38 protein-coding genes are annotated in these 26708 nt (G+C 58.7%); 4 read left to right on the top strand and 34 right to left on the bottom strand.

Going from position 1 to position 26708, the window contains the following annotated elements; translation table 11 throughout:
- Nucleotides 1–61 precede the first annotated feature (61 nt).
- Both lnt and BI343_RS07730 read left to right on the top strand, forming a co-directional pair.
- On the top strand, nt 62–1552 hold the full coding sequence (gene lnt, locus BI343_RS07740; protein WP_071109269.1) for an apolipoprotein N-acyltransferase: 1491 nt from the start codon (nt 62–64) through the stop codon (nt 1550–1552).
- A gap of 140 nt (nt 1553–1692) precedes the next feature.
- Nucleotides 1693–2831 (top strand): IS3 family transposase gene (locus BI343_RS07730; RefSeq protein WP_422614097.1). Its coding sequence is split into 2 segments (ribosomal slippage): nt 1693–1948 and nt 1948–2831, totalling 1140 coding nucleotides; the frame shifts between segments, so codons are not numbered across the junction.
- A gap of 51 nt (nt 2832–2882) precedes the next feature.
- On the opposite strand, the gene BI343_RS07725 is transcribed toward BI343_RS07730, so the two are convergent.
- Both BI343_RS07725 and BI343_RS07720 read right to left on the bottom strand, forming a co-directional pair.
- Nucleotides 2883–4529, bottom strand: coding sequence for a methyl-accepting chemotaxis protein (locus tag BI343_RS07725; RefSeq protein WP_071109268.1), 1647 nt, complete (start codon nt 4527–4529; stop codon nt 2883–2885).
- 150 nt (nt 4530–4679) lie between these two features.
- Complete coding sequence (locus BI343_RS07720) at nt 4680–6557, bottom strand: methyl-accepting chemotaxis protein (RefSeq protein ID WP_071109267.1); 1878 nt, start codon at nt 6555–6557, stop codon at nt 4680–4682.
- 404 nt (nt 6558–6961) lie between these two features.
- Between BI343_RS07720 and BI343_RS07715 the strand changes: the two genes are divergently transcribed.
- Entirely contained in the window at nt 6962–7756 is a 795-nt protein-coding gene (locus BI343_RS07715; RefSeq protein WP_071109266.1) for an MOSC domain-containing protein, read from the top strand.
- 33 nt (nt 7757–7789) lie between these two features.
- A complete protein-coding gene (locus BI343_RS07710; RefSeq protein WP_071109265.1) occupies nt 7790–8704 on the top strand; it encodes a glutaminase in 915 nt (304 codons plus the stop codon).
- Nucleotides 8705–8793: 89 nt separating this feature from the next.
- Here the strand turns inward: BI343_RS07710 and rplQ are convergent, their stop codons facing one another.
- The 32 genes from rplQ to rpsG all read right to left on the bottom strand — a co-directional run bounded on the left by rplQ (nt 8794) and on the right by rpsG (nt 26609).
- Nucleotides 8794–9189, bottom strand: a complete 396-nt coding sequence (gene rplQ, locus BI343_RS07705; RefSeq protein ID WP_011137706.1) for a 50S ribosomal protein L17 — start codon at nt 9187–9189, stop codon at nt 8794–8796.
- A 24-nt stretch (nt 9190–9213) separates the two neighbouring features.
- Nucleotides 9214–10197 carry a DNA-directed RNA polymerase subunit alpha gene (locus tag BI343_RS07700; RefSeq protein ID WP_043627098.1) on the bottom strand — a complete coding sequence of 328 codons (984 nt, stop codon included), beginning with the start codon at nt 10195–10197 and terminating at the stop codon, nt 9214–9216.
- A 23-nt stretch (nt 10198–10220) separates the two neighbouring features.
- Nucleotides 10221–10841 carry a 30S ribosomal protein S4 gene (rpsD, locus tag BI343_RS07695; RefSeq protein ID WP_043627100.1) on the bottom strand — a complete coding sequence of 207 codons (621 nt, stop codon included), beginning with the start codon at nt 10839–10841 and terminating at the stop codon, nt 10221–10223.
- An 18-nt stretch (nt 10842–10859) separates the two neighbouring features.
- Nucleotides 10860–11255: a 30S ribosomal protein S11 gene (rpsK, locus tag BI343_RS07690; protein WP_011137709.1), complete on the bottom strand. Its 396-nt coding sequence runs from the start codon at nt 11253–11255 to the stop codon at nt 10860–10862.
- A gap of 18 nt (nt 11256–11273) precedes the next feature.
- Nucleotides 11274–11636 carry a 30S ribosomal protein S13 gene (gene rpsM / locus BI343_RS07685; protein ID WP_043627102.1) on the bottom strand — a complete coding sequence of 121 codons (363 nt, stop codon included), beginning with the start codon at nt 11634–11636 and terminating at the stop codon, nt 11274–11276.
- 70 nt (nt 11637–11706) lie between these two features.
- On the bottom strand, nt 11707–11820 hold the full coding sequence (gene rpmJ / locus BI343_RS19280; protein ID WP_011137711.1) for a 50S ribosomal protein L36: 114 nt from the start codon (nt 11818–11820) through the stop codon (nt 11707–11709).
- A gap of 36 nt (nt 11821–11856) precedes the next feature.
- Entirely contained in the window at nt 11857–12075 is a 219-nt protein-coding gene (infA, locus tag BI343_RS07680; RefSeq protein WP_031296780.1) for a translation initiation factor IF-1, read from the bottom strand.
- A gap of 23 nt (nt 12076–12098) precedes the next feature.
- Nucleotides 12099–13418: a preprotein translocase subunit SecY gene (gene secY, locus BI343_RS07675; protein ID WP_043627105.1), complete on the bottom strand. Its 1320-nt coding sequence runs from the start codon at nt 13416–13418 to the stop codon at nt 12099–12101.
- An 11-nt stretch (nt 13419–13429) separates the two neighbouring features.
- Nucleotides 13430–13861, bottom strand: coding sequence for a 50S ribosomal protein L15 (gene rplO, locus BI343_RS07670; RefSeq protein WP_043627107.1), 432 nt, complete (start codon nt 13859–13861; stop codon nt 13430–13432).
- A gap of 3 nt (nt 13862–13864) precedes the next feature.
- Nucleotides 13865–14050: a 50S ribosomal protein L30 gene (gene rpmD / locus BI343_RS07665; RefSeq protein ID WP_043627110.1), complete on the bottom strand. Its 186-nt coding sequence runs from the start codon at nt 14048–14050 to the stop codon at nt 13865–13867.
- On the bottom strand, nt 14043–14561 hold the full coding sequence (gene rpsE / locus BI343_RS07660) for a 30S ribosomal protein S5 (RefSeq protein WP_071109264.1): 519 nt from the start codon (nt 14559–14561) through the stop codon (nt 14043–14045). The genes rpmD and rpsE overlap by 8 nt, the downstream gene beginning before the upstream one ends.
- 13 nt (nt 14562–14574) lie before the next feature.
- Nucleotides 14575–14928: a 50S ribosomal protein L18 gene (gene rplR, locus BI343_RS07655; protein WP_043627115.1), complete on the bottom strand. Its 354-nt coding sequence runs from the start codon at nt 14926–14928 to the stop codon at nt 14575–14577.
- 13 nt (nt 14929–14941) lie between these two features.
- Nucleotides 14942–15475, bottom strand: coding sequence for a 50S ribosomal protein L6 (gene rplF / locus BI343_RS07650; RefSeq protein WP_043627117.1), 534 nt, complete (start codon nt 15473–15475; stop codon nt 14942–14944).
- 9 nt (nt 15476–15484) lie between these two features.
- Nucleotides 15485–15880 (bottom strand): 30S ribosomal protein S8, encoded by a 396-nt coding sequence (rpsH, locus tag BI343_RS07645; RefSeq protein ID WP_043627120.1) that lies wholly within the window; start codon nt 15878–15880, stop codon nt 15485–15487.
- Nucleotides 15881–15895: 15 nt separating this feature from the next.
- Nucleotides 15896–16201, bottom strand: coding sequence for a 30S ribosomal protein S14 (gene rpsN / locus BI343_RS07640; protein ID WP_043627122.1), 306 nt, complete (start codon nt 16199–16201; stop codon nt 15896–15898).
- A 4-nt stretch (nt 16202–16205) separates the two neighbouring features.
- Complete coding sequence (rplE, locus tag BI343_RS07635) at nt 16206–16745, bottom strand: 50S ribosomal protein L5 (protein ID WP_043627125.1); 540 nt, start codon at nt 16743–16745, stop codon at nt 16206–16208.
- A 9-nt stretch (nt 16746–16754) separates the two neighbouring features.
- Entirely contained in the window at nt 16755–17069 is a 315-nt protein-coding gene (gene rplX, locus BI343_RS07630) for a 50S ribosomal protein L24 (protein WP_011137722.1), read from the bottom strand.
- 9 nt (nt 17070–17078) lie between these two features.
- Nucleotides 17079–17447: a 50S ribosomal protein L14 gene (gene rplN, locus BI343_RS07625; protein ID WP_043579386.1), complete on the bottom strand. Its 369-nt coding sequence runs from the start codon at nt 17445–17447 to the stop codon at nt 17079–17081.
- Between the two features lie 205 nt (nt 17448–17652).
- Nucleotides 17653–17916 (bottom strand): 30S ribosomal protein S17, encoded by a 264-nt coding sequence (gene rpsQ / locus BI343_RS07620; RefSeq protein WP_043627127.1) that lies wholly within the window; start codon nt 17914–17916, stop codon nt 17653–17655.
- Between the two features lies 1 nt (nt 17917).
- On the bottom strand, nt 17918–18106 hold the full coding sequence (gene rpmC, locus BI343_RS07615) for a 50S ribosomal protein L29 (protein ID WP_043627129.1): 189 nt from the start codon (nt 18104–18106) through the stop codon (nt 17918–17920).
- Nucleotides 18106–18522: a 50S ribosomal protein L16 gene (gene rplP / locus BI343_RS07610; RefSeq protein WP_043627131.1), complete on the bottom strand. Its 417-nt coding sequence runs from the start codon at nt 18520–18522 to the stop codon at nt 18106–18108. Before rplP ends, rpmC begins: the two co-directional genes overlap by 1 nt.
- Nucleotides 18506–19207 (bottom strand): 30S ribosomal protein S3, encoded by a 702-nt coding sequence (gene rpsC, locus BI343_RS07605; protein ID WP_043579382.1) that lies wholly within the window; start codon nt 19205–19207, stop codon nt 18506–18508. Before rpsC ends, rplP begins: the two co-directional genes overlap by 17 nt.
- A 10-nt stretch (nt 19208–19217) precedes the next feature.
- On the bottom strand, nt 19218–19547 hold the full coding sequence (rplV, locus tag BI343_RS07600) for a 50S ribosomal protein L22 (protein WP_043627133.1): 330 nt from the start codon (nt 19545–19547) through the stop codon (nt 19218–19220).
- Nucleotides 19548–19556: 9 nt separating this feature from the next.
- On the bottom strand, nt 19557–19835 hold the full coding sequence (gene rpsS / locus BI343_RS07595) for a 30S ribosomal protein S19 (RefSeq protein ID WP_011137729.1): 279 nt from the start codon (nt 19833–19835) through the stop codon (nt 19557–19559).
- A gap of 6 nt (nt 19836–19841) precedes the next feature.
- Nucleotides 19842–20675 carry a 50S ribosomal protein L2 gene (gene rplB, locus BI343_RS07590; RefSeq protein WP_043627136.1) on the bottom strand — a complete coding sequence of 278 codons (834 nt, stop codon included), beginning with the start codon at nt 20673–20675 and terminating at the stop codon, nt 19842–19844.
- A gap of 11 nt (nt 20676–20686) precedes the next feature.
- The gene (rplW, locus tag BI343_RS07585; protein ID WP_019100830.1) at nt 20687–20995 is read right to left on the bottom strand and encodes a 50S ribosomal protein L23; all 309 of its coding nucleotides are present in this window, start codon (nt 20993–20995) and stop codon (nt 20687–20689) included.
- Nucleotides 20992–21612, bottom strand: a complete 621-nt coding sequence (rplD, locus tag BI343_RS07580; protein WP_071109263.1) for a 50S ribosomal protein L4 — start codon at nt 21610–21612, stop codon at nt 20992–20994. Before rplD ends, rplW begins: the two co-directional genes overlap by 4 nt.
- Entirely contained in the window at nt 21612–22256 is a 645-nt protein-coding gene (rplC, locus tag BI343_RS07575) for a 50S ribosomal protein L3 (protein ID WP_043627140.1), read from the bottom strand. Before rplC ends, rplD begins: the two co-directional genes overlap by 1 nt.
- 158 nt (nt 22257–22414) lie before the next feature.
- The gene (rpsJ, locus tag BI343_RS07570; protein ID WP_011137734.1) at nt 22415–22726 is read right to left on the bottom strand and encodes a 30S ribosomal protein S10; all 312 of its coding nucleotides are present in this window, start codon (nt 22724–22726) and stop codon (nt 22415–22417) included.
- A gap of 18 nt (nt 22727–22744) precedes the next feature.
- Nucleotides 22745–23935: an elongation factor Tu gene (gene tuf / locus BI343_RS07565; protein WP_071109258.1), complete on the bottom strand. Its 1191-nt coding sequence runs from the start codon at nt 23933–23935 to the stop codon at nt 22745–22747.
- Nucleotides 23936–24014: 79 nt separating this feature from the next.
- Nucleotides 24015–26111 (bottom strand): elongation factor G, encoded by a 2097-nt coding sequence (gene fusA, locus BI343_RS07560; RefSeq protein ID WP_071109262.1) that lies wholly within the window; start codon nt 26109–26111, stop codon nt 24015–24017.
- A 27-nt stretch (nt 26112–26138) separates the two neighbouring features.
- Nucleotides 26139–26609: a 30S ribosomal protein S7 gene (gene rpsG / locus BI343_RS07555; protein ID WP_043629991.1), complete on the bottom strand. Its 471-nt coding sequence runs from the start codon at nt 26607–26609 to the stop codon at nt 26139–26141.
- Nucleotides 26610–26708 lie beyond the last annotated feature (99 nt).

Here is a 26708-nt window from a genome sequence, read left to right as displayed (position 1 = left end):
TGCTGAAAGCGGCTGGCCTCGGCCAGCCGCCTCCCCACCATTGCACACGATACGCTAGCCGATGAGAATCCTGTTCCTGCTGCTGGCCGCCGCGCTAGCCGGCGCCCTGACCCTGTTCGCCTTCGCCCCCTACCGGATGTTCTGGCTGATGCCGTTGTGCCTGGCCGCGCTGATCGAGCTGCTGCAGCGCGAACCGCGCCGCGCCTTCTGGATAGGCTATGTCTGGGGCGTCTCCGCCTATGCCAGCAATTTCAAGTGGATCTACGACAGCCTGCATGACGTGGCCGGCCTGCCGGCCTGGATCGCCGCGCCGCTGGTGCTGCTGTTGCCGGCCTATCTGGGGCTATATCCCGGCCTGGCCTCATGGATTGCCTGCCGCATCGACTCGCGCCCCTCTGTGCGCTGGCTGATCGCCTTTCCCGCAGCCTGGGAACTCGGCGAATGGCTGCGCAGCTGGGTGATGACCGGCTTCCCTTGGGCCGCCGCCGGCTACTCGCAGATCACGGAAAGCCCTCTGTCCGGCTATGCGCCGATCGGCGGCATCCATCTGGTCAATTATCTGGTGGCGCTGTCGGCCGGCGGCTTGGTCATGCTGGCGCGAGGCGGCATGCGCCAGCGGCTGGCCATACTGTTGGCCACCGCGCTGGTATGGAGCAGCGGCTTCTGGCTGCGCGAGCGGGAGTGGACCACCCCGGACGGCAAGCCCATCACCGTGGCGCTGGCCCAGGGCAATATCGCGCAAGAGATGAAGTGGTCGCCGGAGAATCTGGAGCAATCGCTGCTGACTTACTACCGCCAGGTGGCGAAAACCCGCGCCGACCTGATGATCCTGCCGGAAACCGCGCTGCCCTTGTTCCTGGACGATCTGCCGTCCGGCTATCTGACCATGATGCGCGGCGAGGCCAAGCGTTCCGGCATGGCGCTGGCCAGCGGCGTGCCGCGCCGAACCAATGACGGCCGCGGCTACCTGAATGCAGTGGTCGCGCTAAGCGACCCCAAGATGCCCTACTACGCCAAGGACCATCTGGTGCCGTTCGGCGAGTTCGTGCCGCTGCCGGGCTTGATCGGCTGGATCTACCAGTATATGGACATGCCGCTGTCCGGCTTCAGCCGCGGCGGCGCCGATCAGCCGCCGCTGGAGCTGGCCGGACACAAGGTGGCGTTCAACGTCTGCTATGAGGACAGTTTCGGCGAAGAGCTGATCGGCCCCGCCGCCAAGGCCGGCATCCTGGCCAATGTCAGCAACCTGGCCTGGTTCGGCAAGAGCGAGGCCATGAGCCAGCATCTGCAGCTGTCGCAGGCGCGTTCGCTGGAAACCGGCCGCTACATGCTGCGCGCCACCAATAACGGCATGACGGCCATCATTCGGCCGGACGGAGAGATTTCCGCCATCGCCGCGCCATTCACCACCCAGGTGCTGACCGGCTTCGCCGAGAGCCGCCAGGGGCTGACGCCGTATATGCAGGTCGGCAATCTGCCGGTGGTGGCTGGCTGCGGCGCCTTGCTGCTGCTGGCACTGGCCCTGGGCTGGCGCCGCCGCGGCCGCTATTGAGCGGGACATGAAAGCATAAAGCGGCGGAGCGTTCCTGAACGCGCCGCCGCTTTTTCATGACACGCCCGCTGATCTGCTCCCCTCAGCTCCTACCAATCAAAAGTAGAGAGAAGTCTGTCACTTGAAGGAAAATGACGGATATGAAGAAGAGCAGATACACCGAAGAGCAGATCATCGGCTTTCTCAAGCAGGCCGAACTCGGCATGGCCATCAAGGAGGTCTGCCGCCAGGGAGGCTTCTCTGAAGCCACCTTCTACAAATGGCGAAGCAAATACGGCGGCATGAACGTCGCGGAATTGCAGCGCGCTCGCGATCTGGAAGCCGAGAATGCCCGGCTCAAGAAGCTGCTGGCCGAAGCCCACCTCGATATCGAAGCTCTCAAGGTCGCCTTCGGGATAAAGCGCTAGCCCCGCAAGCCAAGCGGCAGGCCATCCGCATCATGCTAAGCAGCGGACTGGCATTGTCGGAACGCCGCGCTTGCCGGCTTGTGGGGCTTTCTCGAGACGCCTGGCGACATCCGCCGCAAACCGATGCATTCACGCATCGGCTGACCGCCCGCATCATCGATATCGCCCACACGCGCCGCCGCTTTGGCTATCGGCGAGTGTATGACCTGTTGCGCGCAGAGTTTCCGGGCATCAACCACAAGCGGGTGTACCGCTTGTATCGCGAACAAGGTCTGGCGGTTAGACGACGTAACCGTCGGCGTAAGCTGACCGGCGTGCGCACGCCGCTGCAAGCCGCTACACAGTGGAATGAGGTGTGGAGCATGGATTTTGTCAGCGACCAGTTAGCCAGTGGTCGGCGCTTGAAATGCCTGACGGTCGCCGATGACTTCAGCCACGAAGCGGTGCAGATTGCGGTGGATTTCTCGATGTCCGGTCAATACGTCACGCGGATGTTGGATCAGGCGGCGCAATTTCGCGGCTATCCGTCAGCGATCCGGACGGACAATGGGCCGGAGTTCACCAGTCGGGCATTCATGGGCTGGGCGCAAAGCCGCGGCATCCGCCACATCCTGATTCAACCAGGCCGGCCGATGCAGAATGGTTACATCGAAAGCTTCAATGCCAGACTCCGCGACGAATGCCTGAACGAGCATGTCTTTGATTCGCTGGCGGAGGCCAGGCAGATCATCTCCGCGTGGCGGGACGATTACAATCAAGTCCGTCCCCATGGATCGATTGGCCGGATACCGCCAGCGGAATTTGCGGCACGCCATCGCCAGGCACAATTAGCAAGCCAAAGATCAGCAGGTTCCACCACCATGCAAACCTAGGACTTCTCTCCTGATTGCTGGTATGGCTAGCGGGGGCAGATCACCGCCGCCTCACTTATCGACGCTGAAGCGCGATACCAGCTGCCGCAGATTGGCCGCCAATTGGTACATATTGTGGATGGCTTGCGAAGCCGCATTCGAAGCCGCGGCGTTGCTGGTGGCGCTCTGCGCGATTTTTTCCACATGCTCGGCGATATGCTGGCTGGCCACGCTCTGCTCCTGCAGCGCGAAAGCGATGTCGCCCACCACATCGATCACGCCGTTGGCGCTGTCCTGAATCCGCGCGATCTCCGCCCCGGCCTGTTCCGCCAAGCCCAAGCCGGACTTCACCCGCGCCACCGCCTCCTCCATGCTGTGGCGGGAATGCTCGGCCCCCTGCTGCACATCCTGGATCATGGAAGCGATTTCCTGCGTCGCCTGCGCCGTGCGCTCCGACAGCTTGCGCACCTCGTCCGCCACCACGGCGAAGCCGCGCCCCATCTCGCCGGCGCGCGCCGCCTCGATCGCCGCGTTCAAGGCCAGCAGATTGGTCTGATCGGCGATGTCGCGGATCACCTGCATGATGCTGGATATGGTTTGGGTTTTGTCGGCCAGGCTGGTGATGATGCCGGCAGTCTGATCCACCGCGTCGTTGATGCGGCGCATCTCGTCCACCGCCTCCGCGATCACCGCGCCGCCGCTCTTGGACAATGTGCCGGATTCCTTGGCCAGATCGCGCGCGTCCTGCGAACGGTCGGAAATGTGGTTGACGCTGACCGTCAGCTGTTCTATCGACGCCGCCATCGCGGTGGCGGCGGAACTTTGCTGCTCGGATCCGCGCCCGACAGCCTCCGCCTCGCTGGTCACCTCCTTGCTGACTAGGGACAACTGATGGGCGCCTTCCACAATGTCGCGCACCAGCCTTTGCAACTCCTGCTGCATGGCGCTCACCGCGGCCATCAGGCTGCTGCTGTCGCCGGCGCGGACTGCAACCGGCTCGGACAAGCGGCCGGCCGCGATGCGCTTGACCACCGCCACCGTTTCTTGCGGATCCCCGCCCAATTGCCCCAGCACATTGCGCAGAATCATGCCGCCCAAACTCAGCAACAGCAGCAGCGCCAGCAGCATCAAGCCGCCCAGCCACAACAGCTCATGCCGAAACGCCGCCTCGACGTCATCCAGATAGATGCCGGAGCCGACGATCCAATGCCAGCGCGGCGTGGTCGTCACATAGGACAGCTTGGGCTGCGGCGTAGAAAAACCGGGCTTGCTCCACACATATTCGCCGAATCCGCCACCGCCGGGCGAGGAGATCGCATTCTGGAACAGCGTCTTCAACTCGACGCCGTTCGGGTCTTTCACCCCCGCCAGATTCTTGCCGATCAATTCCGGCTTGGCGCCATGCGCGACATAGGTCCAGTCGGCATCATAGGCAAAGAAATAGTCAGACTTGTCGTAGTGCATTGAACTGAGCACTTTGGACACCGTGCGCTTGGCATCGGCCTCGCTGATCTTGCCGCTATCCACCAGTTGCTCATAGGCGCTCACCAGCGAGACCGCGCTTTCCACCAGATTGCGCACCTTGTCCTGCCGGTCCTGCATCATGCTGTGCCGCTGGTTGAACACGCTGATCACGCCCAGCACACAGACCACCAGCACCGCAATCAGCATCAATCCCTGCAGACGAACCTTCAGGCTCAATCCCGTCGCTTTTTCCATCGCCCGCTCCTTCCCACCCACCTGCCGCTTATTGTTTTATCCACTGCCAGACTGCGCGCAGCCTGGACGCCGCGTCCCCGCGCGGCACCGTCCCCTGGTGTAAAAAAGCCCGGATCACCCGGGCTTTCCGCCGTCAGTCGCGGCGCTGGATCATACGTGGAAACTCGAGAACAACTGCCGCATATTGTTGGCCGACTGCGTCAGGCTGGACAGCGTGTCGCGAACCGTCTGCAAAGCGTCGTCGCTGTCCACGATGCGGCCGTTGATCTGCTCGGTGCTCTGCGCGATCAGGGTGGTGGCCTTGTGCTGTTCGCTGGTGGACAAGGTGATTTCGTTCATCTTGGCCATGACTTCCTGCATCGCCTGCTGGATCTGCTCGATGCGCTCCACCGCGCTCTGCGTCAGCTCCACGCCGCCATCCACCGAGTTGACGGTGCGTTGCATATTGTTCACCGCCTGGCTGGTTTCCTCGCGTATGGTGCTGACCATGCCGGAGATTTCCACCGTCGCCTGGCCGGTGCGCTCTGCCAGCTTGCGCACTTCGTCGGCCACCACGGCGAAGCCACGGCCCATCTCGCCGGCGCGGGCGGCCTCGATCGCCGCGTTCAGCGCCAGCAGATTGGTCTGATCGGCAATGTCCTTGATCACATTGGTGATGCCGCTGATTTGCTGAGAGCGCTGATCCAGAGAAGCCAGCATGCTGGACAGGCCCTTGACCGCATCCACCGTGCTGTTCATTTCATTGGAGATGCGCAGCATGCCGCTGGCGCTCTCGCTGGACACATCGCCGGTGTGATTGACCAGCGTGTCCGCTTCGCGCGCCGCATCGGCGATATGCGAGATGCTGACGGTGATCTCCTCCAGCGTGGCGGCGTTGGAGCTGGACACGTCAGCAATCTGCCGCGAGTCGTGCGCCACCTTGTCCACCGTGTGGGTGACGCTTTCTACGCCATTGGTCACGCGCTCGGCCTCTTCCTTCACCGCCAGGAACATCTTCTGCAGCTGATCGATGAAGCGGTTGAAGGCGGTGGCGGTTTCGGCGATTTCGTCCTGACCGCTAACCTGGATGCGGCGAGTCAGGTCGCCCTCGCCCTGGGAAATTTCCAGCATCGCGCCGCGCAGGCGGCCCAAGCCGGACAGCATCTTGCTCAGTATCACGCTGGCCACGACCGCCAGGATGGCGACGCACACCGCGCCCAGGCCGATGATGGTCAACAGCAGGGTGCGCAAAGGATTGGTCACGACCGCTTCATCGGTCACCACGCCCAGCAACCAGTTGGTGCCTTCCACCGGCTGGACTTCCACCAATTTGTTCTCGCCGCCGATCTGCACCGGCACCATGCCGTTGCTCGCCGCCAGCTGGGTCAAGCGATCGCCGGTCAGTTCCGGCACTTTTTCGGTCAGCGGTTTCAGCGTCAGGCTGGCATCCGGGTGGGCGATCACTTTGCCGGTCTTGTCGACCAGGAAGGCATAGCCGTTGCCGCGCAATTTCACCGACAACACGGTCTTCACCAGGTCGTCGATGAAGATGTCGCCGCCCACCACCGCCTTCAAGCCGCTGCCGTCTTTGACCGGGGAGACGAAGGTGACCACCAGTTTTTTGGTGTCGAAGTCCACATAGGGATCGGATACGCCGGGATTGCCGCTGGCCGCCGCCTGCTGATACCACGGCCGCGCCACCGGGTCATAACCCTGCGGCTGAGGCTTCATGTCCGAACGTATCATCACGTGCTGCGCGGTGCCGATATAGGTCATGTCGAAACCGCCGGCCTGGCTCAGCCGCGCCAGCGTTTGCCGAGGATCCTGATCAGCCACCAGCGGGTTGGCCGCGATCACCACGCCCACCTTGCTCTTGTACCAGCTGGCCACCAAACCGGCATAGCCCTTCGAGGTGCCATCCAGCTCATTCTCCACGCCTTGGATGATTTCATTGCGCATCTGGCCGTAAACCAGGATCGTGATCACAACGCCCAGCACCACCAGCAGCAGGGCAATAAAAGCAATCAGCTTGACTCGCAAAGAGCGCATACCACTTCCTCCAGATCCCCAATCGCTTGCGAAGCCATCACAGCTTGGAACTTCGCCGTGTCTGGCACCATCTATCATGTCTTTACCTACTCAGGTTTAGCCCGTAATCGCGCAAACCTCAACGGATAAACCGTAACACAACCATCTTTCCTCGCAGCTTGGCGCCATTTAGTGGCCGTACCGGCCTGCCAAGCACTTCCGCAGAAATCGTCCGACAATCTGCCGCGCCCTCAATGTAAATTGCCGGTGAAATATATGCAATGGTTCTCTTACAAACCCATGGCAACAATCCATGTGTTTTAGTTAAAGATTTTGTCATGGCGATTTTCGGCCGCTGCCGCCCGCGCAACTACCCATCACCTTGATGAGCTGATAGCATCACAGCAAATCGACGGAGCCATGCCATGCAATTGATATCCCTGTTTGTCCACCCGCTGAAATCGACACGCGGCATCGCCACCACCCGCGCCTACGCCGGCAAACTGGGCCTGCTGCATGACCGCGAATGGCTGATCGCCAGCCCCGATGGGAAACAGATCACCGCCCGCACCCATCCGCACCTGCTCCGGTTGAAAGTCGAGCTGCTGCCGGGCGGCATCCTGCTGCACTATCCCGACAAATCGCCGATTTTCGCCATGACCACCGTCTACACCCAAGCCCATCCCGCGCAGGTATGGAAGGACAGCTTCGCTGCCTGCCACGGTGATGCCCGCGTCGATGCCTGGCTGTCCGACATTGTCGGCGCCGACTGCCGCTTGCTATGGCTGGGCGCCGAATCGCAGCGCCCCTACCCGGACTCGAACAAGATGAGCTTTGCCGACGGCCACCCGTATCTGTTGGTCAACCAAGCCTCGCTCGACGCGCTCAACCACGAGCTGCAACAGCCCGTCAGCCTGCGTCATTTTCGGCCCAATCTGGTCGTCGATGGCGACTACCCGTGGATCGAGGACGAATGGCAGCGCATCCGCATCGGCGAAGTCGAATTTGAAATCACCGGACCGTGCACGCGCTGCGTGCTGACCACCGTCGATCCGCAAAGCGGTGAAAAAGATCCCGGCGGCGAACCGCTGCAGACGCTGGTGCGCACGCGCCGTTTGGATGAGGGAGTCTGTTTCGGCGTCAATCTGCGCGCCTGCAATGAGGGCATTCTGACATTAGGCGATCCCGTCGAAATCCTCAGCGAGCGTTACAGCTTCTAGACTGGCGGCCCACGCAATGATTAAAATCTGCCGATGAATCTGCAAGCGCTTATTGAAGATATCCGGCAGCAAGTGCTGCCTTTCTACGATCAAGGCCAGGTAGCCGACTACATCCCAGCCCTGGCCTCGGTTGCCCCGCACCAGTTCGGTTTCGCCATCCATACGCTGGATGGCCAGCAATTCGCCTGCGGCGACGCCGACACGCCGTTTTCTATGCAAAGCATCAGCAAGGCCTTCATGCTGGCGCTGACGCTGCAAGTCGACGGGGAGACGCTGTGGCGCCATGTCGGCAAGGAACCGTCCGGCAATCCCTTCAACTCGCTGGTGCAGCTGGAATACGAGCACGGCATCCCGCGCAATCCCTTCATCAATGCCGGCGCCCTGGTCGTGACCGATCGCGCCATGGGCCACTTCGGCGACGCCCATCGCCATCTGCTGCATTGGCTGCGCCAGGAAACCGACAGCCCCAAGCTGGATGCCGATCCTGTCATTGCCGCATCGGAGCGCGAGCACGGGGACCGCAACGCGGCGCTGGCCCACTTCATGAAAAGTTACGGCAATATCGGACACGCGGTGCAAACCGTGTTGGCGCAATACTTCGATAGCTGCAGCATCGCGCTGACTTGCCGCGAGCTGGCGCGCGCGGGACTATTTCTCGCCAACCATGGCGTGTCGCCGCTGACCGGTGAACGATACCTGAGCCGCAGCCAGGCCAAACAGGTGAATGCCGTCATGTTGACCTGCGGCACCTACGATGCAGCCGGCGAATTCGCTTATCGTGTCGGCTTGCCGGTCAAGAGCGGCGTGGGCGGGGGCTTGCTGGCGGTGATCCCGGGCAAGATGAGCATCGCGGTATGGAGTCCGCAACTGGACAGCCGCGGCAATTCGGTGCTGGGCTTGGAGGCGCTGGATCGCTTTACCACGCGAACCGGCTTGTCTATCTTCTAGCTTTCGCGCCTGCGCGGCCTATCGCGCCAGGCGGCAGGCATGAAAAAAGCCAGCTCAAGCGAGCTGGCTTTTTCCTGCAACTTCGTCGATTACTCGGCGGAGTTGTCTTCAACGGCAACGGCATCTTCCGGACGGTCCACCAGCTCTACCAGAGCCATCGGGGCGTTGTCGCCCTTGCGGAAACCGTACTTCAGGATACGCACGTAACCACCGTTGCGGGTAGCGTAGCGCGCGCCGAGCACGTCAAAGAGTTTAACCACGATTTCGCGGTCACGGGTGCGGTCGAACGCCAGACGACGGTTGGCGAGAGACGGCTTCTTGCCGAGCGTGATGAGCGGCTCGGCCACACGACGCAGTTCCTTGGCCTTCGGCAGCGTGGTCACGATAACTTCGTGCTTCAGCAGCGAGTTGGCCATGTTGCGCAGCATCGCCAGACGATGGCTGGTCGTGCGGTTCAGTTTACGATTACTGTAACGATGACGCATTGTTAATGTCCTTTAGTCTCAAACTTACGGCTTTTCCAGACCAGCCGGAGGCCAGTTCTCGAGCTTCATGCCGAGAGTCAGGCCCTTGGAAGCGAGAACTTCTTTGATCTCGTTCAGCGACTTGCGGCCGAGGTTCGGTGTCTTCAGAAGCTCGGTTTCGGTACGCTGGATCAGATCGCCGATGTAATAAATGTTCTCTGCTTTCAGGCAGTTGGCCGAACGGACCGTCAGTTCAAGATCGTCTACCGGACGCAGCAGGATCGGATCGATCGGCGGCGCCTTTTCAACGACTTCTTCAACCGCTGTGCCTTGGAGATCTGCAAAGATCGACAGCTGATCCATCAGGATGCGGGCTGCGTTGCGCACAGCCTGCTCCGGCTCGATGACGCCGTTGGTCTCGATGTCGAGAACCAGGCGGTCGAGGTCGGTACGCTGTTCCACACGGGCGCTTTCCACAGCGAAGCTCACGCGGCGAACCGGCGAGAAGGAAGCGTCCAGTTGGATGGTGCCGATGGAACGGTTGTCGTCATGGCTGGTGCGGACGGACACCGGCTGATAGCCGCGGCCCTTCTCCACCTTGACCTCCATGTCGATCTTGCCGCCAGCGGAGATGTGACAAATCACGTGTTCCGGATTGATCACTTCCACGTCGTGCGGCAGCTCGATATCGCTAGCCAAGACAGCGCCCTCGCCTTCCTTTTTCAAGGTCAGCACGACACTGTCGCGACCATGCAGCTTAAGCACTACGCCCTTGAGGTTGAGGAGGATGTCAACGACATCCTCCCGCACGCCGTCAAGCGCGGAATACTCATGCAAAACGCCAGCGATAGTCACTTCGGTCGGAGCATAGCCCGGCATCGACGACAGCAGGATGCGGCGCAGCGAATTGCCCAGGGTATGGGCGTAGCCGCGCTCGAACGGCTCCATCGACACGCGAGCGTGGGTGGCGGAAACCGGCTGTACGTCAATCAGACGAGGTTTCAGAAATTCCGAAGCGCTGTTTTGCATAGTCATTCCCTAAGAGCTAGCGATTACTTGGAGTAGAATTCCACAACGAGTTGTTCGTTGATATCGCTAGACAGTTCGGAACGTTCCGGAGCGGATTTGAAGACGCCTTCCATTTTCTTGGAGTCCACGGACACCCAAGTCGGGAAGCCGCCTTGCTCAGCCAGAGCCAGGCCTTCGACGATACGAGCCTGCTTCTTGGCCTTTTCGCGGACGGACACTACGTCACCGGCTTTAACCTGGTAGGACGGAATGTTCACAACCTGGCCGTTCACAACGATAGCCTTGTGGCTGACCAGCTGGCGCGCTTCGGCGCGAGTGGAGCCAAAGCCCATGCGATATACAACATTGTCCAGGCGGGACTCAAGCAGCTTCAGCAGGTTTTCACCCGTGGAGCCCTTGCGGCGAACAGCTTCCGCAAAGTAGTTGCGGAACTGACGCTCGAGTACGCCGTAGATGCGGCGGATTTTCTGCTTTTCACGCAGCTGAACGCCGTAGTCGGACAGGCGGCCGCGACGGGCGCCATGCTGACCAGGAGCGGTGTCCAGTTTGCATTTGGAATCCAGTGCACGACGCGCGCTCTTCAGGAAAAGGTCGGTGCCTTCACGACGAGCGAGCTTACACTTCGGGCCAATATAACGTGCCATGTTCTCACACTCTCCGAATTAAATACGACGTTTTTTGGGCGGACGGCAACCGTTGTGCGGTACCGGCGTCACGTCGGAGATGCTGGTGATCTTGAAGCCCAGCGAGTTGAGTGCGCGAACAGCGGATTCACGACCCGGGCCCGGGCCTTTAATACGAACTTCGAGGTTCTTCACACCGTATTCTTGGGCAACTTTACCAGCGTGCTCTGCAGCTACCTGAGCGGCAAAGGGTGTACTCTTGCGCGAGCCCTTAAAACCAGCGCCGCCAGAGGTAGCCCAAGACAGTGCATTGCCTTGACGGTCGGTGATAGTGATGATGGTGTTGTTGAACGAAGCGTGCACGTGCACGATACCTTCGCTAACAGACTTGCGCACTTTTTTACGTACACGGACAGCTGTGTTTGCTTTAGCCATTCTCTGTGTTCCTTAAAATTACTTCTTGCCGGCGATCGCCTTACGCGGTCCCTTACGGGTACGCGCGTTAGTGCGAGTGCGCTGACCGCGGCACGGCAAGCCGCGACGATGGCGGAAGCCGCGATAGCAGCCCATGTCCATCAGACGCTTGATGCTCATGGTGATTTCGCGACGCAGGTCACCTTCAACGGTGAACTTAGCCACTTGATCACGCAGAGTTTCCATTTCAGCTTCAGTCAGATCCTTCACCTTGGTGGAGGGATTCACGCCAGCAGCAGCACAAATTTGCTGCGCGCGAGTCTGACCGATGCCGAAAATTGCCTGCAGGCCGATAACGGCATGCGCATGATTGGGGATGTTTACCCCTGCAATACGGGCCATACTCTTTCCTTAAGCCTTAAGACCTTGAAAAGTTTGCGATTGTATCACGCAAATCCAGGTCTAACAAATGTTAGCCTTGCTTTTGCTTGTGACGCGGGTCCGTGCAGATCACGCGAACCACGCGATTGCGACGAATGATTTTGCAATTACGGCAAATCTTCTTTACAGAAGGCTGTACTCGCATGTTCAGATCCTTTCAAATCCTAAAAGAGCGAATGCGTTACTTCGCGCGGAACACAATTCGGGCGCGGGACAGATCGTATGGAGTCAACTCCACAGTCACCTTGTCACCCGGCAGGATGCGGATGTAGTGCATCCGCATCTTCCCAGAGATATGCCCGAGTACCACGTGTCCATTTTCGAGCTTGATCTTGAAAGTTGCGCTAGGCAAATTTTCCAAGATCTCGCCTTGCATCTGGATAGTGTCTTCCTTAGCCATATAACCCAGTGTGAACTCGTGTGTCAGCGGGTAAGGGCATTGCCTTTGAAGTTAGCCTTCTTCAGCAAGCTCTCGTATTGATGCGACAACACGTAGGACTGCACCTGCGCCATGAAGTCCATGGTCACCACCACCATGATCAGCAGCGATGTACCGCCGAAGTAGAACGGTACGTTCCACTTCAGGATCAGGAATTCCGGCATCAGGCAGACCAGCGTGATGTAGATCGCACCGATCAGTGTCAGCCGCAGGATGATCTTCTCGATGTAACGAGAAGTCTGCTCACCTGGACGGATGCCCGGGATGAACGCCCCGCTCTTCTTCAGGTTGTCAGCCGTTTCCTTCGGGCTGAAAACCAGCGCCGTGTAGAAATAGCAGAAGAAGATGATCGCCGCCGCGTACAGCAGCACATAAATCGGCTGACCCGGATGCAGCTTGTCAGCCACGCCCTTCAACCAAGACATGTGCTCGCCCTGGCCAAACCAGCCGATAACGGTGGCCGGGAACAGGATGATGCTGGAGGCGAAGATCGGAGGAATCACCCCCGCCATGTTGAGCTTGAGCGGCAAATGCGTGCTCTGGCCCTGCATGACGCGGTTGCCCACCTGACGCTTGGCATAGTTCACCAGAACTTTGCGCTGGCCACGCTCGGCGTAGACCACCACGAAAGTCACCAGGATCACTGCGACAAACAGCAAGATGGCAAACGGAATGGGCAAAGAGCCCTGACTGGTCAGAGTCAGGGTTTTACCAATGGCAGCCGGAACACCTGAAGCGATACCCGCGCAGATGATCAACGAGATACCGTTGCCGATACCCCGCTCGGTGATCTGTTCACCCAACCACATCAAGAACATGGTACCGGTAACCAGACACACTACGGATGTCAGATAAAACTCCCACTGAGCAGTCATCACCAGGTTTGGCTGCTTGTACAACATCACCGCGATGCCGAAACTTTGGAAAGTCGCCAGCGCCACAGTGGCATAACGCGTGTACTGGGTTATCTTGCGACGTCCCGCATCGCCTTCCTTCTTCAGCTGTTTCAGCGTCGGAATCACTTCCGCCGCCAACTGCAGAATGATGGAAGCCGAGATATACGGCGTGATGCCCAGGGCAAACACGGTAAACCTCGAGAGGGCGCCGCCCGAGAACATGTTGAACATGTCGAGCAGGCCCGTCTGCGATGTGTGGAACAACTTCGCTAGCTCGGCAGGATTGACGCCCGGAACCGGAATGTGGGCACCGATACGGAAAACGATCAGCGCGCCAATCAGGAACCAGATGCGACGTTTCAGATCACCAAACTTATTGGCATTTGCCACTAGAGAAGTATTCGCCACAGATAAATGCCTTATTCAATACTGCCGCCGGCAGCTTCGATGGCAGCGCGGGCACCGGCGGTAGCGCCGATACCACGCAGTTTCACCGCGCGCTCAATCTTGCCGGACAGAACCACTTTGGCCACCAGGGCTTGAGCGGATACCAGACCAGCTTGCTTGAGAGACAGCAGATCGATTTCGTTGACCGGCAGCAGGTTCAGTTCGGACAGGCGAACCTCAGCAACCTTGCGAGCGGTCAGCGACTTGAAGCCACGCTTCGGCAAGCGACGTTGCAGCGGCATTTGACCGCCTTCGAAGCCTACCTTGTGGAAACCACCGGCACGGCTCTTCTGACCCTTGTGGCCGCGGCCGCAAGTCTTGCCCAGGCCGCTGCCAATGCCACGGCCGACACGGCGCTTGGCATGCTTGGCGCCGACGCCCGGTTGTACGGTGTTCAGCAGCATCTCTTAGCCCTCGAATTTGAGCAGGTAGCTGATCTTGTTGATCATGCCACGGTTTTCAGGGGTATCGAGCACTTCAACGGTCTGGCGGATCTTGCGTAGACCCAGACCACGGGCGCAGGCCTTGTGAGACTCCAGGCGACCGATCAGGCTCTTTACCAGAGTGACCTTGACAGTCTTGGCGTTACTCATGACCCACCCCCAGGATGTCCTCGACGCTCAGGCCACGCTTGGCAGCGATTTGCGCCGGGGTGTTGATGTTGCTCAGGCCATTCAGGGTTGCACGCACCACGTTGTACGGGTTGGTGGAACCATGAATCTTGGCCGAAACATTGTGAACACCCATTGCATCAAAGATCGCGCGCATCGGGCCACCAGCCTTCACGCCGGTACCTTCTTTGGCCGGCTGGATGAAGACGGTGGTGGCACCGTGCTTGCCGATAACGGTGTGTTGCAGCGTGCCGTTCTTCAGCGGGATCTTAACCATGTTGTGGCGGGCTTGTTCCATTGCCTTTTGTACGGCAACCGGAACTTCCTTGGAACGGCCCTTACCCATGCCGATACCGCCGTCGCCATCACCAACCACGGTCAGGGCGGAGAAAGCCATGATACGGCCGCCCTTAACCACTTTGGTGACGCGGTTGACGCTGATCATTTTCTCGACCAGACCGTCGCCGCGATCTTCCATTTCGTGCTTAGCCATTCTTCACTCCGAATTAGAATACGAGGCCGTGTTCGCGAGCGGCGTCAGCCAGGGCCTTCATGCGACCGTGGTATTTGAAACCGGAGCGGTCGAAGGCCACGTTCACGATGCCAGCGGCTTTTGCCTTTTCGGCAATGCGCTTGCCGATCACGGCCGCAGCTGCCACGTTGCCGCCATTGGCGAGTTCGGCGCGGACTTCTGCTTCCAGCGAAGATGCGCTGGCCAGTACCTTGCTGCCGGTCTCGTCAATGATCTGGGCGTAAATGTGGCTATTGGTGCGATGCACAGAGAGGCGCACCATCTTGAGCTCCGCAATCCGTGCACGGGTTTTACGTGCGCGGCGGAGTCGAGCTTGTTTCTTGTCCATGTCAGTGCCTCAGTTACTTCTTCTTGGTTTCTTTCAGAACCACAACCTCGTCGGCATAACGAACGCCCTTGCCCTTGTAGGGCTCTGGCGAACGGTAAGCGCGAATCTCGGCTGCGACCTGACCAACGAGCTGCTTGTTAGCGCCCTTGACCAGAATCTCGGTCTGAGTCGGAGTCTCAACCTTGATGCCTTCGGGCATCTTGTGAGCCACCGGGTGCGAGAAACCCAGAGACAGGTTCAGGGTATCGCCTTGAGCTTGGGCGCGATAGCCCACGCCGACCAGCTGCAGCTTCTTCTCGAAGCCCTTGGATACGCCGTTCACCATGTTGTTCAGCAGGGCACGCAGGGTGCCGGACATGGCACGTGCGAACTTGCTGTCGTTCTTGGCAGCGAAAGTCAGCTGGTTGTTGTCCAGCTTCACTTCCACGTCGTTGCACAGAGCGGTGCTCAGGGTGCCCAGGGCGCCCTTTACAGTCACTTCTGCAGCGCCGAACTTCACTTCGACGCCGGCCGGAATGGCTACCGGATTCTTAGCTACGCGAGACATTTGACCCCCTTACGCCACGACGCAGAGCAGTTCGCCGCCGATACCGGCTGCGCGTGCCTTGCGATCGGTCATCACGCCCTTGGAGGTGGACAGAATCGCCACGCCCAGACCATTCATGACCTTCGGGATTTCGGTGGAGCCCTTGTACACGCGCAGGCCAGGACGGGATACGCGCTCGATGCGCTCGATCACCGGACGGCCAGCGTAGTACTTGAGCTGGATATCAAGAACAGGCTTCTTCTCTTCGCCGGCAACGGCGAAGTCTTCGATGTAGCCTTCTTCCTTCAGCACCTGCGCCAGCGCAACCTTCAGCTTCGAGCAAGGCATGGAAACCTTGACCTTGGAAGCGGTTTGGCCGTTGCGGATGCGGGTCAACATATCGGAAATAGGATCGTGCATGCTCATTCTATGTGTCTCCTATTACCAGCTGGCCTTCACAACACCCGGAATCTCGCCCTTCATGGCGATCTCACGCAGTTTGTTGCGACCCAGGCCGAATTTACGGAACACACCACGCGGACGACCGGTCACGGCGCAGCGGCGACGCTGGCGAACCGGAGAAGCGTTGCGCGGCAGTTGCTGCAGTTGCAGGCGGGCGGCGAAACGCTCTTCTTCCGAGAGGTTCTGGTTGTTGATGGTGGCGATCAGGGCTTCACGCTTGGCAGCAAACTTATTGGCCAGCTTGACGCGCTTTTCTTCACGGTTAATCAGTGCAAGTCGTGCCATGTGCTTAACCCTTGAACGGGAACTTGAACGCGGCCAGCAGAGCGCGGGCCTCTTCGTCAGTCTTCGCCGTGGTGGTGATAGTGATGTTCATACCACGCAGAGCATCGATCTTGTCGTACTCGATTTCCGGGAAGATGATCTGTTCTTTAACGCCCATGTTGTAGTTGCCACGGCCATCAAAGGACTTGGCAGATACACCACGGAAGTCGCGAACGCGCGGCAAAGCGATGGTTACCAGGCGGTCCAGGAACTCGTACATGCGTTCGCGACGCAGAGTCACCTTGCAACCTACCGGGTAGTTGTCGCGAATCTTGAAGCCTGCGATGGACTTGCGAGCGGTGGTGACAACCGGCTTCTGGCCGGCGATCTTTTCCAGGTCGCCCACGGCGAATTCCATTACCTTCTTATCGGCAACGGCTTCGCCCACGCCCATGTTCACGGTGATCTTCTCGATACGCGGAACTTGCATGATCGACTTGTAGCCGAACTGTTTCATCAGTTCTGGCACTACGCTGTCTTTGTAGAAATCGTAGAGACGTGCCATGTTAGCTCCTTAGGCGCCGATAACTTCGCCGCTGGACTTGAACACGCGCACCTTGCGGCCGTCTTCAAGAACCTTGAAGCCTACGCGGTCAGCCTTTTGGCTTGCCGGATTGAAAATCGCGACGTTGGAAGCATCGATGGGCATGGTCTTCTCGACGATGCCGCCAGCTACGCCACGTACCGGGTTCGGCTTCTGGTGTTTCTTGGCGACATTCACGCCTTCAACTACCAGCTTGGTTTCCAGAACACGCAGGACGGTACCGCGCTTGCCTTTGTCTTTACCGGTGATTACTACGACTTCATCACCTTTACGAATTTTGCGCATGTGACCTCCTTACAGCACTTCAGGAGCCAGCGATACGATCTTCATGAAGCGTTCGGTACGCAGTTCACGCGTAACGGGCCCGAAGATACGTGTGCCGATCGGCTCAAGCTTGTTGTTGAGCAGTACGGCAGCATTGCTGTCAAACTTGATCAAAGAGCCATCCGGACGGCGCACGCCTTTGGCAGTGCGTACCACGACCGCGTTGTATACGTCGCCTTTTTTGACGCGACCACGCGGAGCGGCATCCTTGATGCTCACCTTGATGATGTCACCTACGCTAGCATAGCGACGCTTGGAGCCACCCAGCACCTTGATGCACATAACGTGACGCGCACCAGTGTTGTCAGCGACCTCAAGCATGGTCTGCATTTGGATCATTTGAGATTACCTTTCTAATCCAACTTTATCCGTCACTTTCCACTGCCGTTAGCCTGGGCGCGATGCCAGGCTCGAACAGCGGAAACGCCACAGATCATTCTGTGGCGTATCAAACGGCCAGTTTTGGACCCCGTAAGGGCGGAACTCCTGCACGAAGGGTGCAGGAGATGGCCATTATACAGAGGACCGAAGCCCTCTGCAAGCTTTATACCTGGCGAGATTTCTCAACCAGGCCAGTTACCACCCACGATTTGGTCTTCGAGAGCGGGCGGGACTCGCTGATTACTACGATGTCGCCTGCCTTGAACTCGTTGTTTTCGTCGTGTGCGTGGAACTTCTTGGAGCGACGGATGATCTTGCCGTAGATCGGGTGCTTGACTTTGCGCTCGACCAGTACGGTCACGGTCTTATCCATCTTGTCGCTGACCACAACGCCGGTCAGCGTACGTACCACTTTGGTTTCGCTCATCTTAAACTGCCTTTTCTTTCAGAACGGTACGAACACGAGCGATGTCGCGACGCACTTTCTTCAGTTCAGAGGTCTTGGCGAGTTGCTGAGTAGCGTGCTGCATGCGCAGCGCAAACTGGGCCTTCAGCAGGCTCAGCAGTTCCGCCTTCAGCTCTTCAACAGTTTTGGCTTTCAGTTCGGACGCTTTCATTACTGACCTACCTGTTTGGTTACGAACACAGTGGCGATCGGCAACTTAGCTGCGGCCAGACGGAAAGCTTCGCGAGCGAGTTCCTCGGATACGCCATCCATTTCGTACAGCATCTTGCCAGGCTGAATCTCAGCCACGTAGTACTCCGGAGAGCCCTTGCCCCCGCCCATACGGACTTCGGCCGGCTTGGAGGTGATCGGTTTGTCCGGGAAGATACGGATCCAGATGCGGCCGCCACGCTTGATGTGACGAGTCATCGCACGACGCGCAGCTTCGATCTGACGCGCGGTCAGACGACCACGACCAACAGCCTTCAGACCGAAATCACCAAAGCTCACCTTATTGCCACGAGTGGCGATACCGGTGTTACGGCCTTTGTGCTGTTTGCGGTACTTGAGTCTAGTTGGCTGCAGCATTGCGGGCACCCTTTCTCATTTTCTTCTCGGGAGCTGCCGGCGCGGCCACAACTTGGCCCGGCTTCAGCTCGCCTTTGTATACCCATACCTTGATGCCGATGATACCGTAGGTAGTCTTGGCTTCGGAGGTAGCGTAATCCACGTCAGCGCGCAGGGTATGCAGCGGAACGCGGCCTTCGCGGTACCATTCGCTACGCGCGATGTCGATACCGTTCAGACGACCGGACGACATGATCTTGATGCCTTCGGCACCCAGACGCATGGCGTTTTGCATGGCGCGCTTCATGGCGCGACGGAACATAACACGCTTTTCCAGCTGGGAAGCGATGCCGTCGGCGATGATTTGCGCGTCCAGTTCCGGCTTGCGAACTTCTTCGATGTTCACGTGAACCGGCACGCCCAGGCGCTTTTGCAGTTCTTGCTTCAGAACTTCAATGTCTTCGCCCTTCTTGCCAATCACCACGCCCGGACGGGCGCTGTGAATGGTGATGCGGGCGGACTTGGCCGGACGCTCGATGGTTACGCGGCCAACCGAAGCGTGACCCAGACGCTTCTTCAGGAATTCGCGAACTTCGATATCCTGCTTCAGCATTTCCGGGAAGTTCTGCGAAGACGCGAACCACTTGGAAGACCAGTTTTTGTTAACGGCAAGACGGAATCCCGTCGGATGAATCTTCTGACCCATTTCTTACCCCTTAATTGCCAACGGTCAACGAGATGTGGCAGGTCTGCTTTTCGATGCGATTGCCACGACCCTTAGCACGGGCAGTGAAACGCTTCAGACTAGCGCCCTTGTCAACAAAGATGCTGGTGACACGCAGGGTATCGATGTCAGCGCCTTCGTTGTGTTCGGCGTTAGCGATTGCAGATTCCAGCACTTTCTTGATGATTACCGCGCCCTTCTTCGGGGAGAAGGCCAGGATATTCAGCGCCTGATCAACGGGCTTGCCGCGGACCAGATCGGCCACCAGACGACACTTTTGTGCCGACAGGCGAACACTTTTCAGATTTGCAGATACTCTCATCGCTTCACCTTACTTCTTCTTCGCCTTCTTATCGGCAGCATGGCCTTTGAAGGTGCGAGTCAGCGAGAATTCACCCAGTTTGTGGCCGACCATGTTTTCAGAAACATAGACGGGAACGTGAGTGCGACCGTTGTGTACAGCGATGGTCAAACCAATGAAGTCCGGCAGGATGGTCGAACGACGGGACCAGGTCTTGATCGGACGCTTGTCGCTGGTTGCCCGTACCGCATCCACCTTCTTCAGGAGATGCAGGTCAACGAACGGGCCTTTTTTCTGCGAACGTGCCATTGTCAATTACCCTTTGTTGGAATAGCGACGGCGTACGATCATGTTGTCGGTACGCTTGTTGCGACGGGTACGGAAGCCCTTAGTCGGAGTGCCCCACGGGCTCACCGGCACGCGGCCTTCGCCAGTGCGGCCTTCACCACCACCATGCGGGTGATCGATCGGGTTCATCGCCGTACCGCGAACGGTCGGACGGATGCCGCGCCAACGAGTCGCACCGGCCTTGCCCAGCTTGCGCAGGGAGTGCTCTTCGTTACCCACTTCGCCAACGGTCGCACGGCAATCGACGTGCACCAGGCGGATCTCGCCAGAGCGCAGACGCAGTTGAGCGTACACGCCTTCACGAGCCAGCAGCATTGCAGAAGCGCCAGCGGAGCGAACCATCTGAGCGCCCTTGCCGGGTTGCATTTCCACGCAGTGGATAGTGGTACCCACCGGGATGTTGCGGATCGGCAGAGCGTTACCGGCCTTGATCGGAGCCTCGGAACCGGACAGCAGAACCGCGCCCACCTTCACGCCACGCGGGGCGATGATGTAGCGGCGTTCGCCATCGGCGTAGCACAACAGAGCGATGTGGGCAGTGCGGTTCGGATCGTATTCGATGCGTTCCACTTTTGCCGGGATGCCATCCTTGTTGCGACGGAAGTCGATCAGACGGTAGTGCTTCTTGTGGCCACCACCGCGATGACGCGTGGTGATGTGACCATTGTGATTGCGACCACCGGTGGAGTTTTTCTTCTCTACCAGGGCAGCGTGCGGAGCACCCTTGTGCAGGTCAGGGTTTACCACCTTGACGACAGCACGGCGACCCGCGGAAGTCGGTTTTACCTTAACGATAGGCATGCTCTATCTCCTTACTCCGCCGCGGCCGGGGTAGCGGTCAGGTCGATTTCTTGACCTTCAACCAGGCTAACGTAGGCCTTTTTCCAGTCACTGCGACGACCGATGCTACGGCCGAAACGCTTAACCTTGCCCTTGACGTTCACAGTGGAAACGCCTTCAACTTTTACGTTGAACAGCATTTCAACAGCGGCCTTGATTTCCGGCTTGGTTGCGTCTTTAGCAACACGGAACGCCATTTGCTGGTTCTTCTCAGCAATCATGGTGCTCTTTTCGGAAACGATCGGAGCAAGGATTACTTGCAACAGACGTTCTTGGTTCATGCCCACTGCTCCTCCAGTTGCTTCACGGCGTCGCGGGTGATCACGGTCTTCTTGAAGCGCAGCAGGCTGTACGGGTCAGCTTGTTGAGCTTCGATAACCAGCACGTTCGGCAGGTTACGGGAAGACAGATACAGGTTTTCGTTCAGCTCGCCAGTGATGAACAGAGCTTGCTCCAGACCCATCGGCTGCACAGTACCCACGAATTCCTTGGTCTTCGGGCTGGCTACATTCAGCTCGTCCACGATGATCAGACGCTCGTCACGCACCAGTTGCGACAGGATAGCTGCCATGCCAGCACGGAACATCTTGCGGTTGATCTTCTGGGTGAAGTTCTCGTCCGGCTTGTTCGGGAAGGCGCGGCCACCACCACGACGGTTCGGGGTGGAAGTCATACCTGCACGAGCGTTACCAGTGCCCTTCTGACGGAACGGCTTCTTGGTCGAGTGCTTCACTTCGGCACGAGTCAGCTGGGCACGGTTGCCGCTACGGGCGTTCGCCAGGAACGCGGTAACAACTTGGTGAACCAGAGCTTCGTTGTAGTCGCGGCCGAACAGGGAGTCGGACACTTGCAGGCTACCAACAGCCTTGCCTTGGGTATTGATTACATTCAATTCCATCACGCACCCGCTTTCACGCTAGGACGCACGACTACGTCGCCGTTCTTGGCACCCGGGACTGCGCCCTTGACCAGGATCAGCTGACGCTCGGCGTCGATACGAACGATCTCGAGGCACTGAACCGTGCTCTTGACGTTACCGTACTGACCGGCCATGCGCTTGCCCGGGAATACACGACCCGGATCCTGAGCTTGACCAATGGAACCCGGCGTATTGTGCGAACGCGAGTTACCGTGGGAAGCACGGTTGGAAGAGAAGTTGTGACGCTTGATCACACCGGAGAAGCCCTTACCCTTGGAGGTACCGGTTACATCAACCAGTTGACCAACGGAGAAGGTTTCAACAGCGACAGCATCGCCCAGCTTCAGATTGGAGACAGCTTCGGCGGACAGAGCGAACTCTACCAGAACCTCACCTGCTTCAACGCCGGCTTTGGCGAAGTGGCCAGCTGCAGCCTTGTTTACACGATTGGCCTTCTTGGAGCCAAAAGTGACCTGAACGGCATTGTAGCCGTCAGTTTCTGCAGTTTTGATTTGCGTGACGCGGTTAGCGGACATGTCCAGCACAGTTACCGGGATGGTTGCGCCATCTTCGGCAAAAATGCGGGTCATGCCGACTTTGCGACCGACAAGACCTAAACTCATGTTTATTTCCTTTTTCAGGCGCCGATTGCGATTGACCGGCATAAAAAACACGACATAAAAAACAAAAACGGACTCGCCAAAATGGCGAGTCCGCTAATGTATCACAGAAAATTCAAGAGTCGCAAGCACTTAGCCTGCAAACCCTTGAACTTAAGCGATTACTGCAGCTTGATTTCCACATCCACACCGGCCGGCAGGTCGAGCTTCATCAGAGCGTCAACAGTCTTGTCGGTCGGGTCTACGATGTCCATCAGACGCAGGTGAGTGCGGATTTCCAGCTGGTCGCGGGAAGTCTTGTTCACGTGCGGGGAGCGCAGAACGTTGAAACGCTCGATCTTGGTCGGCAGCGGAACCGGGCCCTTAACAACGGCGCCGGTGCGCTTAGCAGTCTCAACGATTTCCTGAGCGGAACGATCGATCAGGTTGTAATCGAACGCCTTCAGGCGGATGCGGATCTTTTGGCTAGACATGAAAAATCTCCGCTTCCGTTACTTGAGGATCTTGGCAACCACGCCGGCGCCGACGGTACGCCCGCCTTCGCGGATAGCGAAGCGCAGACCTTCTTCCATGGCGATCGGTGCGATCAGCTCAACGGAGATTTCCACGTTGTCGCCCGGCATTACCATTTCCACGCCTTCTGCCAGCTTGATCGCGCCGGTCACGTCGGTCGTACGGAAGTAGAACTGCGGACGGTAGTTCGCGAAGAACGGGGTGTGACGGCCACCTTCGTCCTTGGACAGCACGTACACGGAAGCTTGGAACTCGGTGTGCGGGGTGATGGAACCCGGCTTGGCCAGAACCTGGCCGCGCTCGACGTCTTCACGCTTGGTGCCGCGCAGCAGCACGCCCACGTTGTCGCCGGCTTGACCTTGGTCCAGCAGCTTGCGGAACATTTCCACGCCGGTGCAGGTGGTCTTGGCGGTAGCCTTCAGACCCACGATTTCCAGCTCTTCGCCAACCTTGACGATGCCGCGCTCAACGCGACCAGTCACCACGGTGCCGCGGCCGGAGATCGAGAACACGTCTTCGATCGGCAGCAGGAACGGCTTGTCGATGGCGCGTTCCGGAGTCGGGATGTAGGAGTCCAGAGCAGCAGCCAGACGGAAGATGGACGGTTCGCCCATTTCGGATTGGTCGCCTTCCAGCGCCAGACGCGCGGAACCGATCACGATCGGAGTGTCGTCGCCCGGGAAGTCGTAGGAAGACAGCAGATCGCGCACTTCCATTTCCACCAGTTCCAGCAGCTCAGCGTCGTCAACCAGGTCAGCCTTGTTCAGGTAAACGATGATGTACGGCACGCCAACCTGACGGGACAGCAGGATGTGTTCGCGGGTTTGCGGCATCGGACCATCAGCGGCCGAGCAAACCAGGATAGCGCCGTCCATCTGGGCAGCACCGGTAATCATGTTCTTAACGTAGTCGGCGTGACCCGGGCAGTCTACGTGAGCGTAGTGGCGCGATTCGGTTTCGTATTCAACGTGCGCGGTATTGATGGTAATACCACGAGCCTTCTCTTCCGGCGCGCTATCGATCTGGGAGTAGTCCTTAGCTTCGCCACCGAACTTCTTGGACAGAATGGTGGTGATAGCGGCGGTCAGGGTGGTCTTACCGTGGTCCACGTGACCGATGGTGCCGACGTTTACGTGCGGTTTGGTCCGCTCAAACTTTTCTTTTGCCATTTTGCAAAATTCCTTAATTAAAGAACATTAGATCGGGGCTGACCGGACAGATTGAAATGCCGGCCAGCCTCAGCGCGCATTACTTCTTAGCAGCCATTACGGCGTCAGCAACGTGCTTCGGAGCCTCGGAGTAGTGCTTGAACTCCATGGAGTACGTCGCACGACCCTGAGACATGGAACGCAGGTCGGTGGAGTAGCCGAACATCTCGGCCAGCGGTACTTCGGCCTTGATCTTCTTGCCACCCAGACCATCATCGTCCATACCCTGAACGATGCCGCGACGACGGTTCAGGTCGCCCATCACGTCGCCCATGTACTCTTCCGGCGTCTCCACTTCCACAGCCATCATCGGCTCGAGGATGCACGGACCGGCGCGGCGCATGGCTTCCTTGAATGCCAGCGAGCCTGCCAGTTCGAACGCGATCTGCGAGGAGTCGACGTCGTGGTAGGAACCGAAGGTCAGACGCACAGTCACGTCCACCACCGGGAAGCCAGCCAGAATGCCGTTGTTCAGGGTGTTTTGGATACCCTTGTCCACAGACGGGATGAATTCGCGCGGAATCACGCCACCCTTGATCTCGTCGAAGAACTTGTAGCCATTGCCTTCGCCGGAGGGCTCCAACGTGATCACGGCATGACCGTACTGACCCTTACCACCAGACTGCTTAACGTGCTTACCTTCAACATCGGTAACCGTCTTGGTGATGGTTTCGCGGTAGGCCACTTGCGGAGCGCCGACGTTAGCTTCCACGCCGAATTCGCGCTTCATGCGGTCAACCAGAATTTCCAGGTGCAGTTCGCCCATACCGGAAATGATGGTTTGGCCGGATTCTTCGTCGGTACGCACGCGGAACGACGGGTCTTCCTTGGCCAAGCGGTTCAGGGCCACGCCCATCTTTTCCTGGTCAGCCTTGGTCTTCGGCTCAACGGCAACGTGAATCACCGGATCCGGGAACTCCATGCGCTCCAGGATGATTTCGGCGTCAACGGCGCACAGGGTTTCACCGGTGGTGACTTCCTTCAGGCCGATGGCGGCGGCGATGTCGCCGGCGCGCACTTCGTCGATTTCCTTACGGTCGTTGGCGTGCATCTGCACGATACGGCCGATGCGCTCTTTCTTGCCCTTGACCGAGTTCAGCACGGTGTCGCCGGACTTCACCACGCCGGAATAGACGCGGAAGAAGGTCAGCTGGCCCACGTACGGGTCGTTCATCAGCTTGAAGGCCAGAGCCGAGAACGGCTCTTCGTCGGAAGCGTGACGCTCGGCTTCCACGCCATTGGTCTCGCCCTTGATCGCCGGAACTTCAACCGGCGACGGCAGCAGCTCGATCACGGCGTCCAGCATGCGCTGAACACCCTTGTTCTTGAACGCGGAACCGCACAGCATCGGCTGGATTTCGCACTTCAGGGTCCGCTCGCGCAGGCCGGCGATGATTTCTTCCTCGGTCAGCGCTTCGCCGCCCAAGTACTTGTCCATCATCTCGTCGCTGACTTCGGCAGCGGCTTCGACCATCTTCTCGCGCCATTCTTCGGCAACGGCAACCAGGTCGGCCGGGATGTCGCCATATTCGAACTTCATGCCCTGAGAGGCTTCGTCCCAAATGATGGCCTTCATCTTCAGCAGGTCAACCACGCCACTGAAACCGTCTTCAGCGCCGATCGGCACAACGATAGGCACCGGATTGCCGCGCAGACGGGTTTTCACCTGTTCTACGGCACGGAAGAAGTTGGCGCCTTGACGGTCCATCTTGTTCACGAAGGCAATGCGCGGAACCTTGTACTTGTTAGCCTGACGCCATACGGTTTCAGACTGCGGCTGCACGCCGCCCACAGCGCAGTACACCATCACGGCGCCGTCCAGAACGCGCATGGAACGCTCCACCTCAATGGTGAAGTCCACGTGTCCCGGGGTGTCGATGATGTTGAAACGGTGCTCGGGGAATTGCATCCCCATGCCCTTCCAGAACGTGGTGGTGGCGGCGGAGGTGATGGTGATGCCACGCTCCTGCTCTTGCTCCATCCAGTCCATGGTAGCGGCGCCGTCGTGAACCTCGCCGATCTTGTGGTTCACGCCGGTGTAAAACAGAATACGCTCGGTAGTAGTCGTCTTACCGGCGTCAATGTGAGCGGAGATACCGATATTACGGTAGCGCTCGATGGGGGTTTTCCGTGCCACGGTTTACACCTTAAAAAGTGAACTAGCTTAGAAACGGAAGTGCGAGAAGGCCTTGTTGGCCTCTGCCATGCGGTGCACTTCGTCACGCTTCTTCATCGCGCCGCCACGGCCTTCAGCCGCGTCGATCAGCTCACCAGCCAGGCGCAGGTCCATGGACTTTTCGCCGCGCTTGCGCGCAGCGTCACGCAGCCAGCGCATGGCCAGGGCCATACGACGGGACGGACGGACTTCAACAGGAACTTGATAGTTTGCACCACCTACGCGGCGGCTCTTCACTTCCACCACCGGCTTGGCGTTGGACAGCGCGGTGTTGAACACTTCCAGAGCGTTCTTGCCGGTTTTCTTTTCGATCTGTTCCAGCGCGCCGTAAATGATGCGTTCCGCAACAGACTTCTTGCCGTCGATCATCACGACGTTCATGAATTTGGAGAGATCCTGGGAACCGAACTTCGGATCCGGCAGAATTTCACGCTTGGGGACTTCTCTGCGACGTGGCATGTTAATTCCTTAATTATTCAGTTGAGCTCTACTTGCTCATGACTACCCAACGGAGCAGTCACTTACTAGACGACCCTGAGTGTTGATCAGGCCGCCTTG

The sequence above is a fragment of the Chromobacterium amazonense genome (assembly GCF_001855565.1).
Taxonomy (GTDB): domain Bacteria; phylum Pseudomonadota; class Gammaproteobacteria; order Burkholderiales; family Chromobacteriaceae; genus Chromobacterium; species Chromobacterium amazonense.
The sequence above is the reverse complement of the archived record's forward strand: the minus strand, read 5'-3'. Positions and strand labels throughout refer to the sequence as shown.